This window comes from Hirschia litorea (genome assembly GCF_042665075.1).
GTDB classification, from domain to species: domain Bacteria; phylum Pseudomonadota; class Alphaproteobacteria; order Caulobacterales; family Hyphomonadaceae; genus Hirschia; species Hirschia litorea.
This window is the reverse complement of sequence record NZ_JBHTBR010000002.1, coordinates 1294069-1306187: the sequence shown is the minus strand read 5'-3', so window position 1 is coordinate 1306187 and position 12119 is coordinate 1294069. Positions and strand designations below refer to the sequence as shown.

The window sequence follows — 12119 nt, the reverse complement described above, 5'->3', positions numbered from 1 at the left end:
ATTGACTGATCGTTAAACAATTTTTTGATTTCTCCACGCCTGCAATACTTTTTCAACATCCAAAACGTCTCTTTCCTTTGACCAAGTATCGACAAATGAAGCATCGTTACTATTTGGTGTAGGATTAGGTTTATCAACCTTGATTCTCGTAGGCATCATCATTGAATCTCCTATCAAAATAGCCTCTCCACGTGTTAATGAAGAAAACATAGAGGTAATACCTCTAACAGAATCGGGCAGTAGATTACGAACATAAGATTGATCATCTGGATTTGAGATTCTCAAACAAAGAAAACTTCCGCATTGGGATAAGATTGTAGAAGATAACTCTCTCGGACGCTGACTAATAACCGTTAAACTTAGGCCATATTTCCGTCCTTCTTTAGCAATTCGCTCTGCACTTTCTCGTGGTGCACTATCACTAGATTTGTCGCTTAAATATATGTGAGCTTCATCAGCAAAGATGGAAATGGGATACCGAGACTCATTTACTCGACTATACCAATATGAAAAATCAAAAAGGCATCTGAGCACTAGTGAAATTATAGACCCCCGAACGTCAAATGGGACCGGACTCATATCTAACACAACAATTTTTTTTGCAGCATCTTCCTGCTCACCCAAAATTTTACGAAATAGATCATTCATCGATGCGCTAGTGTTGTAGGTCTTGGGTTTAAAAATTAAATCATAACGACGATCATTTAGACGAGATTCTAAACGCATTAATAGTCGAGTAAAATCCCCATGGAGCGGTCCTTTAACAGGCTTTGTTTTACCCGCGACCATTTCTACATCCAACTTTCTGAATTCATCGATGATAGACTTAAGATCAAAAAACACCGGAGTATCAATTGTAATCTTTTCCAACCCCAATTTTTTATTTTCTACATTACTCTCTTTGGCTTCCTGAAGTAATTCTTTGAATTTAGCATTTTGATTGGGCGCGCTACTTTCAGCTCGATCAATCATCAGACCCAACAACTCTTCAGAGTTCATTAGCCAATAGGGCATTTCTATTTCATTAGCTGCGATTACTTCAGCTTCTTCACCAAAGGCGTTCGTATATTCCCCATGAAGATCTAAAAGTAGTACCGTAGACTGAGGAAATTTAGATATTTTCTGCAAAATAGACGCTACGGTCCATGACTTTCCACCTCCTGTTTGTCCTAGTATGGCTGCATGTCTGCCAAGGAAAGCATCCAGATTCATTTTGGCTTCTTGTTCTGGAAACAAAGAAAGCTTTCCTAGAGAAAAGTCTCCCTCAGCGAAACTCGCATAAATACGGTCAATTGTGGAAGGTAATACAGCAAAGGCAGGAGCATTTACCGTTGGAAGGGAGTTCGTTCCTCTTTCAAATTCGCTCTTTGAATTAAATGTTCCCACAGGAATTGATACAAGAATTCTGGCAGCCCTATCTAGTAAAAGCTCACCTTCCAACATGGCTGATTTTTCTGCTGAGATAGGAATATTAACCTGCTTCATTTGTATTTCTGTGACTAAGCACAGCAATCTTCCATTTGGTAAGGATAATTCTATAAACGAGCCAGGTTGCCCGATCAGTAGAGTTTCTGGTCCATCATCAGTCGGTACTGCTACCGCCATAGTTTCTGGAACACCGATTGGTTTAGAAGAATCATGGTCAATTAGTTCTATATGAATCTGATCGCCTTTGACCTGAATGACTTTTCCAATTTGATAAGCCATAATTTTACTTCCCCCTAAAAAAGTTTTACAAATTCGCTGAATTTCCAAAAGTCGGTTGCACCCGCTGTTTCTATCCCACCATTGATAAGCTTATCTTTAGTAATATGACTGACATTTGGTCTTGATCTGAGGTCAGTCAATTCTGGAGGTTCAACTTCACAGAAGTTAGCCAGAATAATTTTGCCGTTGTTTATCTTGGAGGTGATCAGAGTATCATTTATATGGTCATCACAAAAACTAAATCCCGATGCGATTAAATTCACGCACTGGCTTCCCAAAAATTCGCTAGAAATTCGAAAAAGTCGCTGATATGGAGTATCTAAAGTCTCAATGACTTTCTTGCGTCTAGGCAAAACCATGCACCGTGGCTTGTCATGGGGAATTTGTTGAGGATGACATTCAAAAACATTAGTTTCATTCTTATACCATGAAACTGATCCATGAAGTTTAACTAACCTTACAGTTAATGCAGGAGTTTCTACAAAACGACTACCACTTCTTGTACCTCGCACAGCATGAAATTCATCTTCTGAATAAAATCTAGTCGATACCCCTGTGAACCCATTTATCAGGTTTACACCAGATAGTGCGGCAGCTTCTTCAAAGAGCAAATCGTAGTTCGTCGTAAAAATCCAGACAACAGTGGAGCGATTAAAGGCTCTACGTTTTAGAGAATTAAAAAATGATATATGATTGGACAAGTTTGGATTTGAAACATCTAGAATAACCTCGCTTATCAATGATCTTATTCTATCCATTAAATAAAAAAACCGTATATCCTGACTTTCAATGTAATGTTTAAGAACACAATCAGAAATCTCTTCTATGTTTAGGGTGTTCACATCAATTTTAAGAGCTGTGAATACTTCTGATAGATTATTGTTTTCATCAGGTGAAAGTCCGCCTAATACGGAGACTGTCAACCCAGATATGAGTGGATACCCAGCTTCAAATGATGTCCCAGCACCAAATAGAAAACTCAAGTTATCAATACCAAATTTCGTGCTAGCTACATAATCTTCGATACCCATACCCAAATCCCGAATCTAATTTTCACTTATAGCTAAAACACCCATACGTTGTAATATAGCAAAAGTCATTTGATTTTAAGAACGCCAGTTGTCTTTGGTGAAATGGGCAGATTTATTTAATTCTGGATATCACTATACCCCCCCGCCTTCGCGGGAAATTCGGTCGTGAGTGCTAGGGGGGTGGCGGGGATTGGGAATAGGTGCGGGCGAGGGCGGCGATGAGGTCGGTGCGGGTGACGATGCCGATGATTTTCTTATGATCCATGATCGGAATGGCTTCGATATCACCCTCAGCCATTAAGGGCAGAAGGGCGGCAATTGGCGTCGAGATAAAGGCGCGGGGAATGGTGACGCTCATAATATCTTCGGCGCGAATGGGTTGTTCTCTCTTAGGATCAAGAAGCCTTTTTAAGACATGTTCAAAACCACGATGTAGGCGAAGAGAATCTTCTCTGGCGCGATTAATCAGGTGAATCTGGAAAATAACGCCAAGAAAAATGCCTTCAGAGTCGACAACGGGAAGGGCTGTGAATTTATGCCGTCTGAATAGGTCGGCAACATCTGATAGCGGCATGGTTGGCGGCCCTTTCACAAGATTGCGCGACATGATGTTGTCGGCGATGAGCGGGCCTGTTCTATGGGCGGCGGCTTGTAATTCGGCGGCACCGATAAGGCGGGCAAGGTCTTCCACACCAAGATTGAAGGATTGGCTATAACGCTCGAGAATATCGGTGAGTTCTTGTTCTGAAAGGCCCAGTCTTTCAATGGGTTCTAAATCATTTGTCTTGTGCTGGTTTGGCTCGTTATATTGGCGAAAGGGATAATGACGCCCTGTCAGCTTGGCATAGATGATCGCCACGGCGACAAGCGCGATTGTGCCAATGGCGATGGGGGTGAGCGCAAACCAAAAGCCAAGGCGCGCAATGGCTTCGGGACTCATGGCGACTGTCATCGCAACAGCGCCTGCGGGGGGATGCACGGCGCGGCAAAGAATGGTGGCCGTGATGGCAAGGCCAACAGACAGCGCGATGCTCAAGGTTGGATCGCTTATGAACATGCAAATGGCAATTGCAATGATAGCGGCGATGGTATTGCCGACAATGGCCGACCAAGGCTGGGCAAGGGGGCTGTTTGGGACGGCAAACAGCAATACGGACGTGGCCCCAAAGGGCGCAACGAGATAGAGACCCGTTTGCAGATCAATGATTGGCGAAAGAACGAAGAGGCCCGTTAGCCCCAAACCGACAAACGCACCAAAGCCAGCGCGAATGGCTTCTGTCATGGATGGAAAAGTGACGGCAGGCCCCAAGGACCGCAATATGCGTAGCATCATGAACGTTTGCTCCCCTTTGCAAACTCGGCTCAGGCTATGGATGTAAACCTAGCTTTTGATCCGTATTCTCTGCGACTTTTCAGTGAGTCGTCTTTCTTGCTGGTAGGCCATGGCGCAGTCTTGGGCAAGAGATGTCAGCGTTTAGATTCGCTGTAGATATGCCGGCGATATGAGCGTCACATATACCAAAACCTCCGCCATTTGACTGTCTATGCTCGGTGCGATTGCCAATTAGAAATTGGCGCACCTGTGCCTTCGCTTTGCTCGTCGGCCTGAGGGCCGGATACACCAAAACCTCCGCCACCATTTCTGATGCGAGAGTATAAGCATTCTTCGTAAAATCAGGGCGCGAGGCACACAGATTTTTGGCAGTGATAGCCAAGACCCGATCTGCACACGGGCCCCAGCAGGTAAGTAGGCCGCAAATCTGCGTGCCTCGCATGGTGATTTACCGTGGTGAGGTTCCTTCTTATAAGGGGTTCCTGCCCCCAAAGCCCGCTAAGGATGACGACAGCCACCCCCGCAAAGGATATCCCCTAGAGCACGCCCAACACCTGCATAGACACTCCGAATGCGCCATGTGGTTTGAAGGGTACACCATCCCACCCCAGCACGATCGGTCGCGAGCCGCCCCATGAGGTGTGATGGACGTAGTATGAGCAATTTAGCGCGCTGTTGGATAAGTTTTGTCTTATCCCTATTGGGTGAGGTGGATTTAATCGCTAATAAGTGTCGCATAGAGTCGATTTTGCTATGAAACTGACGCAAAACTTTATTAGGGTCTGTCCCAAACCCACATTCTTAAAATCCCCACCGGAGAGTTATCTTGTTAAAATCTATCCGTTTGTCCGCACTCGCGAGCGCAACGGCCCTGTTTGGCCTATCTGCGTGCACCCATTTGACTGATCCAGAGATTGCCTCTTTTGGCGATCGCGAAGCCGTTACGCCATCTCAGTCAGCTGATTCCTACTATGTGAGCGCAGCAGCTGCGATTCAAAGCAAGTTGGAAAAGCGCGATGTGAAGCCTGCTAAGAATGTAATCCTCTTTATTGGCGATGGAATGGGAATTTCCACGATTACAGCAGCTCGCATTTATGCGGGTCAGCAAAAAGGTGTGGATGGTGAGAGTTATCATCTGGCGATGGATAGTTTGCCATATTCTGCATTGTCTAAAACATATTCGCATGACTCCCAGATTGCGGATTCTGCGGCAACTGCAACAGCCATGACGACAGGCGTGAAAGTGCCTGGTCGCACATTGGGCCTGACACAAGATGCGAAATACGGAAATTGTGCATCTGCGGAAGCCACGGGAACAGATAGTTTGTGGGAGATTGCTGAAGAGCAGGGATTGGCAACGGGGATTGTGTCAACGGCGCGTATTACACACGCGACACCAGCTGCAACATATTCTGAGTCTGCTTCGCGCAATTGGGAAGACAATACAGAAGTTGAAGATGGCGATTGCGCAGATATTGCGCGCCAATTGATCGAATGGGATCACGGTGACGGATTTGAGATTGTGTTGGGTGGTGGACGTCAACACCTTATGCCTGCGGATGTATCTGACCCTGAATACCCAAACAAAGGTGGCCGCCGCACAGACGGACGCAACCTTATTGAAGAATGGAACGAAAAATCTGACGCACACGTATTTGTGTATGATCAGGCAGGTTTTGATGCGATTGATTTTGCGTCAGACAAGCATGTGATGGGCTTATTCGAGCCATCTCACATGCAGTACACATTGGACCGTGAAGAGGATGGTGCTGGCGAGCCGAGTATCGCTCAAATGACAGAGGCGGCAATTACGCGTCTTCGTCAAAACGATAAAGGCTATCTGCTAATGGTTGAAGGCGGACGTGTTGACCACGGCCATCATGGTGGAAATGCGGCGCGTGCTTTGAGTGATGCAGTTGCGCTGGATGAAGCTGTGGCAAAAGCGCTGGAAATGACGTCTGATGAAGATACGCTGATTTTGGTTACGGCAGATCACTCACACACAATGACGATTTCAGGGTATTCGCAGCGCAATAATCCAATTCTAGGTCTATCTAGCTATGGATTTACGCCAAATACTGGTGCGGATGGAAAGCCATACACTACTTTGGGATATGCCAATGGACCCGGCGCTGTATGTGGCGAAGGTGATGGTGATGCTGAAGCTGGATGTGCGCGCAGTAATTTGAGCAAGCAAGACACGACGCAGAAAAACTTTATGCAACAAGCAACTGTGCCAATGGCATCTGAAACCCACGCTGGGGAAGATGTGGCTTTGCTTGCAGGCGGACCTGGATCTAACCTTGTGTCAGGTGTGATGGAAGAAAATGAAATCTTTCACGTCATAGGTAAAAGCCTTGGTTTGCTAGACTAAACTTGCCTGCATGAGGGGGTGCCCTTTATGCAATGATTATAGAAGAGGGAGGCTCTAAGTGTTGGGCCTCCCTTTTTTGTTTGCTGGAAAAGCAAATTTACGGCTACATTTTGGGCTGGACGAATTGAGCACACAATTGTGTGCGTGGTGAGTGGGGATGATCAATTATGTTCGAGCTTGCATATTGGCAGCGTGCTTTGCAAACGCCCGTCATTTTGACGGGGTTTTTGGTTGATCTATTGCCGCTTATTGCTGTGCTAACAATGGGTTGGGGTGCGTTAGAGTTAGTGCTGCTGTATTGGCTTGAGAATCTAGTCATCGGCGTCATCACTGTAATACGCATTTTGTTTGCTGGAGTAGGTAAGGGGAATATTTCTAGCCTATTTACTGCATTATTTATGGGCAGTTTTTTCACTATTCACTATGGCGGTTTCTGCCTTGGCCATGGTGTGTTTTTACTGACTTTTTTGGGCGAAGTGGGCGGCAATTCCAATATAGCCACGTCGTTTTCTCAGCTGGGTGATAGTGCCGTGTCGGATATCGTTACGTCGATGGGGTTGATTGGGCTAGTTGGTATATTGAGCGCGAAATTCTTATGGGAATTATACCAGCACGTCGTGCTGTATGTGCGCAATGGAGAGCATGTGAAGGCTGAAATAGGGGATGAAATGTTCGCACCCTATGGGCGGATTGTTTTATTGCATATCGGGATATTTGTGGGTGCTTTTACAATGGCAAAGCTGGGCGACCCGATGATCGGTATATTGGGTTTGATTTTATTGCGTGCTGGGGTGGGTGTTATCGCGAATGTGTCAGAAGGCAGAAAAAAGCAAACAATTGCGGGCTAATAATACAGCTTTATCCGCGCGCAACACCGCGCACATTTGAAGCAATTGAGTGTATTTTCTTCGTGACAAGTCGGTTTAGATCTTTGACCAAAGCTTGACGTTGCATCACATCACCAACTGCGATTTCAGTTACGGCTGCAACGGCTTCAAAGTGACGAAGTATAACTTTAGGATCATAGTGTGGGGTCATGCCGACCCCCTCAATATATCTTTGTGCAGAGCGCCAAACTTCCGAAACTGTTTTGTCTCCGATTTGGTCAATTTCTCCAGAATAGTGAGTGAGAAGGCGATATAAGCCGCGCACGATTTCACGCGGGTCTTCAGAATTACGCAATGCAAACCCTGATAGCTGCCCCACAATTGCACGCAATTTGTCGAGCTGGACAGGATTATCATTATCTTCTTCTTGGATAGGTGGCTCATCTGTGAGGCGACGCCACGGACCTTCGAAATCCACATCTATTTTGCGACGACGGCACGGCCCAATATAATGACGGCTATCAATGAATTTACGCGGACGGATCACAATCTCTTCAATACGAGATTTAAGAGCGCGAACAGAAACGGGTTTTAGTAAAAATTCGTTGATACCTGCTTGGCGTGCAGCCATGAGTTGGTCATGGGCAACTGTTGAAGCAAGTAGAATGACGGGAATATCCCGAGGAATGTTTTTCTCACTACGGCGGATAGAACGTGTGAACTCTAATCCAGATACACGGCCAGCTTCCCAATCAGTGATTACGATATTTGGGCGAAAGCTTAAACAGATATCATTGGCTTCATCTGTTGAGGATGTTGTGCTCAATTCTCCAATATTCAGACGACGCAAAGCGTCGGCCACAATGCCACGCATATAGGCATTGGGGTCTACCACGAGCACTTTCAGCTTACCGGTATCTGCAATGGAAAGTGATCGTTTCTGAGATGAAGATGATGTCATATTTATGCTGCCATACGCCGTTGAATAGCATCTGAAAATGCATTAGCGACGGTTTCACGGGCGCTGTCATATTCTCTTGGAAGAACAAGTAATTGTTCAAGTGTCGTTATGCCAGTGTTGAGGACAAAACGGGCATCACCTGCATTGCTCGGTGAGTGAATAATAACTTCCATGAATGCTTCAAAAGATTGTAAAGTGCGTAAGAATGGTATGTCGTTTTCTTGTCTGGCCGTCTGGCGTGCCTTTTCCATGGCGGCGCGCATACGGATAGGTGCATTCTTGGGGTCGGTTGATAAAAGCGTACATGCCATTTTTACACGTGCTAATGCGACAGACATGGGCGCTTTTTTATTGACGAGTTGACGCTCTGCATCTGAAATTTCTTTGATTTGCGATGCGCCATCACGATCGCGGCGGCGGGGGCCGTGATAATCAGCAGGATTGCTGCGGCGGCGGCACGGGCCGATATAGACAGGCGAATCTACAAAAGGACGCGGTGTCTCAATCACCATACGAAGGCGCTTTTCCACATCGCTAGGCGAGCATGGGCGACGAAGGAATTCATCAACGCCGGCATTGCGCCCTGCGATTACCATTTCCTTGGTAAGTTGTGAGGATATAGCAATAATGGGAACACGGCGCAGATTGTCATCATGTAGACGGCGCACTTTCTTGACCATCTCAACAATGTCCATGTCCGATGAGTCTGACCATTCAATAAAGAGAGCGTTGCAGCGCTGTTCATCCATTATTCTGAACAGGGAGTTTTCACACTTTGCGCCTTCTACCTGAAGAGCACCAAGCGTCCGCATGATTTCGAGCATCAAATTTCGGTTAAAACGGTTTGAGCCGGCGATGACCGACCGAAGATTTCGGGGATCATAGCGCCGCTTCCTACGGACATCTTCAATATTCATGTGATACCAACCCACGCTTTTATTGCAATTATAGGGTTAATTTACCTGATTAAGGTTTAGGGCTGTTTTGCAGCGATGCATGAATCTCACACATGCTTTTAACCCCACGTTTACATTTAACGCCGGAATGGCAGGGTTAATATGCGCCATGTAAACCAAATTGGGATGATAATTACGGCACCAGTCAAGGCTGGTTGCCAGCTTGTCTTAACAATCCACGCTAAAGCTGACCAACCTTGCTGCCAGACATTTCCTGCTGTTTCACTCGCGTTGAACTGCGGATTGAGCGGATTGAAATTGGTGAGTTTCATCGCGCCGCCAATGACAACTGACCACAAAAACAAGTTTAGGAATTGTCCAATTCTTAAACCAAATAAACGCGCCATAAGTGTGCGAGGTGGTTTAGGTGGGCGGTTGGTGCCAAGCAGGACGTCTAATAGAGTGCGTTTTTTTGCGATTGGCGGTGATGCGTTTTGAGGTGGTGGGGTGTTGTTTGTGGCTGCTGGTGATGCTGCTTGTGTATTTTGTGGAGCATTGCTTGCCAAAGCAGCATCGGCAGCGGGGGATGAGGCGGGCAAAGATGGCGTATCGTTGGGAGGCGCTGTGTCCTCCCAATCAACACTTATCTTAGGCAAACGAAATATCGTTTTTTTCACATCCGTCGCATTTCTAATTCGCCAATAAAAAGTCTATTTGACCTTTTTTTGTTCAATCGTTGTGTGTGGGTAAGGAATTGTAATGCCGTTCTCATCAAAGGCTTCTTTGATTTTCTTTGTGAGCTCAAACTTTACATCCCAATAATCAGGACGATTAACCCATGAACGGGTAGCAATATCAACTGAGCTAGCGTTCAATTCCACGACTTTTACAAAAGGTTTGTCTGGAAGGCTTAACACGCGGCTGTCTGCTTCAATGATCCGACGGATGATAGCAATGGCTTGATCCATGTTGTCATTATAATCAATGGAAAGCGTTATATCCACGCGGCGCGTATCGAAGCCGGAATAATTGGTAATTGCGCCATCAATCGCTTGTGCGTTCGGCACCATGATTTTGACGTTGTCAGGCGTGGCCAGCACTGTTTGGAAGAGGTTGATATCTTTAACTGTTCCTGAGACGCCGGCAGTGTTGATGAAATCGCCGAGCCGATAAGGGCGGAAAAGCATGATCATGACACCAGAGGCAATATTACCTAACGCACCTTGCAGGGACAAACCTATGGCAAGAGTAAGTGCACCTAATATTGCGACTAATGATGTTGCTTGAACGCCAAAAACCTGAAGGGCCGCAATAAAGACTGCCGCTGATATTGCCCATTGCACCATGGATGCAAAGAAGTTTCCGAGCGTGTCATCAATAGATGCGTGTTTTAGAGATTGTTTGCGTACAAGGCCGGCTAACCAACTGGCAACGCGCAACCCGATAACGAGAACAATGAGTGCGCCCAAGGATTTGAAGGCGAAGCCAAGTATGGGTGTTTGATATTGTTCCCAAAGTTCTACGGCATTAATCTCCACGAAAGTCTCCTTTAGGTAGGTCATCAAATATTATAATCGCGCGGATATTATAGTCGCACGGACGGGGCGCCATTTTGAATCATGTCGCTACGCTTTATACGCATTATGCTATAGTTTTGTTCCGGTTAATTCAGATATTTTTGTGAATTAGGACGCATTACCCGGTTTTTGGCACAATGCGGGATTGCTTGAACAAGCCATCATCACATTATTGAGCCAGTTTGTGTAACCTTGCAGGTTTGTGTAGCGGGCAAGATAATCACCAGAACAGGCAGCGTTTTCACCTTTTTCTACACCTGACAGTACACCCCATAAAACGGGTTGGGCTTGCTCACTATCGACAAAGAGTGGACCACCTGAATCGCCTACACATGGGCCTTTGCCTTCGATAGAGCCAACTTTAATAATGGCTGGCCCAACGGATTTGACGTCAACATATGTTCCTAAAAGGGTCGTGGAGAGGCTGCCGCCTGGAGAGGTGAGACCCCATCCAGCCATTTTGGCTTGAGGTGTGGTGAGGGGCGTAAGTGAATCTTCACTTGCTAGGAGCGTCGCAATAGGGATGTCCACTAAGCTGTCGGCGGTTTCGTCTGTGACATGCACAAGCGCGATATCGTTTGCTAGACCGCCTTCTTGTCCGCCATAAGCTGCGTGACAAGCAGCCCAATCAGCTTCCACTTCACGCACAACTGGGCCATCTAGCTTTTCATGTCCGACTTTGAGGACTGTCACATCATATTGCTCATCGAGGCAGTGAGCCGCCGTCACAAACCAATTGTTTGAGATGCGGGTGGCACCGCAATGCCCGCTCGAATAACTTGATTCAGAGATGTTTTTGCGTGGCTCTAATTTTACAATTCCGGGGAAATCAGCGCGTATAGCTGAGAGAGACAAAGCTCCGCCAACAGCTCCCACAACAGAAGGCTGAACAACATTGCTGGAAGTTGCATCATTTATAGCCGATTGAGGCGCTGACGCGTTTGCGATTTGTGCAATGGTTTGAGTCGGGACTGGAGTGCCAACAGATGTACACGCAACCGCATTGATCGCTGCAAGGTCTGTGTAGACTTGTGAGGTTTCAAGGGCGTCGCCAGCAGGTGGTACAGCTTCTTCTGGTAATGCGGGAAACTCTTCAAAGTCACCCTCAAGCGGCGGCGGCGGCGGTTGGTCCGGTGGAGGCGGCGGTGTGCCTTCTGGCATCATTAAAACATCGCATCCCATTAAGGATAGGCTAGCAATGCCTGCTAGCAGAATGGATGTAATTTTCATTTGCGTCTCCCAGTCCATCACCATTTACCAGATCCAGTGGTTCTTCACCTAATGGCTGGTAGTAGCCCCTTAAATATTGGTCTTGAATTTGACCTGCTGGCTCTTTCTACGCAATTTTTTTGGCAAACCCAACAAGATTCAGCTGTTAGGCGTTATGCTTTATACAAAACGCCTAATTCTCTC

The 12119-nt window shown here is 46.4% G+C and carries 11 protein-coding genes; 2 read left to right on the top strand and 9 right to left on the bottom strand.

Features of this window, described 5'->3' with window-relative positions; translation table 11 throughout:
* Window positions 1–12 precede the first annotated feature (12 nt).
* From ACFQS8_RS06130 to ACFQS8_RS06115, 4 genes are all read right to left on the bottom strand, one after another.
* Complete coding sequence (locus ACFQS8_RS06130) at window positions 13–1707, bottom strand: ATP-binding protein (protein WP_382166380.1); 1695 nt, start codon at window positions 1705–1707, stop codon at window positions 13–15.
* 14 nt (window positions 1708–1721) lie between these two features.
* Entirely contained in the window at window positions 1722–2738 is a 1017-nt protein-coding gene (locus tag ACFQS8_RS06125) for an SIR2 family protein (protein ID WP_382166379.1), read from the bottom strand.
* A gap of 172 nt (window positions 2739–2910) precedes the next feature.
* Window positions 2911–4068 (bottom strand): HPP family protein, encoded by a 1158-nt coding sequence (locus tag ACFQS8_RS06120; protein ID WP_382166593.1) that lies wholly within the window; start codon window positions 4066–4068, stop codon window positions 2911–2913.
* A gap of 501 nt (window positions 4069–4569) precedes the next feature.
* The gene (locus tag ACFQS8_RS06115; protein WP_382166378.1) at window positions 4570–4809 is read right to left on the bottom strand and encodes a hypothetical protein; all 240 of its coding nucleotides are present in this window, start codon (window positions 4807–4809) and stop codon (window positions 4570–4572) included.
* Between the two features lie 88 nt (window positions 4810–4897).
* Between ACFQS8_RS06115 and ACFQS8_RS06110 the strand changes: the two genes are divergently transcribed.
* Complete coding sequence (locus ACFQS8_RS06110) at window positions 4898–6445, top strand: alkaline phosphatase (protein WP_382166377.1); 1548 nt, start codon at window positions 4898–4900, stop codon at window positions 6443–6445.
* 167 nt (window positions 6446–6612) lie between these two features.
* Window positions 6613–7293, top strand: a complete 681-nt coding sequence (locus ACFQS8_RS06105; protein WP_382166376.1) for a DUF6498-containing protein — start codon at window positions 6613–6615, stop codon at window positions 7291–7293.
* A gap of 10 nt (window positions 7294–7303) precedes the next feature.
* Here the strand turns inward: ACFQS8_RS06105 and ACFQS8_RS06100 are convergent, their stop codons facing one another.
* The 5 genes from ACFQS8_RS06100 to ACFQS8_RS06080 all read right to left on the bottom strand — a co-directional run bounded on the left by ACFQS8_RS06100 (window position 7304) and on the right by ACFQS8_RS06080 (window position 11936).
* Complete coding sequence (locus ACFQS8_RS06100) at window positions 7304–8233, bottom strand: response regulator (RefSeq protein WP_382166375.1); 930 nt, start codon at window positions 8231–8233, stop codon at window positions 7304–7306.
* 2 nt (window positions 8234–8235) lie between these two features.
* A complete protein-coding gene (locus ACFQS8_RS06095; protein WP_382166374.1) occupies window positions 8236–9150 on the bottom strand; it encodes a response regulator in 915 nt (304 codons plus the stop codon).
* Between the two features lie 116 nt (window positions 9151–9266).
* Window positions 9267–9806 carry a hypothetical protein gene (locus ACFQS8_RS06090; protein WP_382166373.1) on the bottom strand — a complete coding sequence of 180 codons (540 nt, stop codon included), beginning with the start codon at window positions 9804–9806 and terminating at the stop codon, window positions 9267–9269.
* Window positions 9807–9839: 33 nt separating this feature from the next.
* Window positions 9840–10667: a mechanosensitive ion channel family protein gene (locus ACFQS8_RS06085; RefSeq protein ID WP_382166372.1), complete on the bottom strand. Its 828-nt coding sequence runs from the start codon at window positions 10665–10667 to the stop codon at window positions 9840–9842.
* 147 nt (window positions 10668–10814) lie between these two features.
* Window positions 10815–11936, bottom strand: a complete 1122-nt coding sequence (locus ACFQS8_RS06080; protein WP_382166371.1) for a S1 family peptidase — start codon at window positions 11934–11936, stop codon at window positions 10815–10817.
* Window positions 11937–12119: the final 183 nt, after the last annotated feature.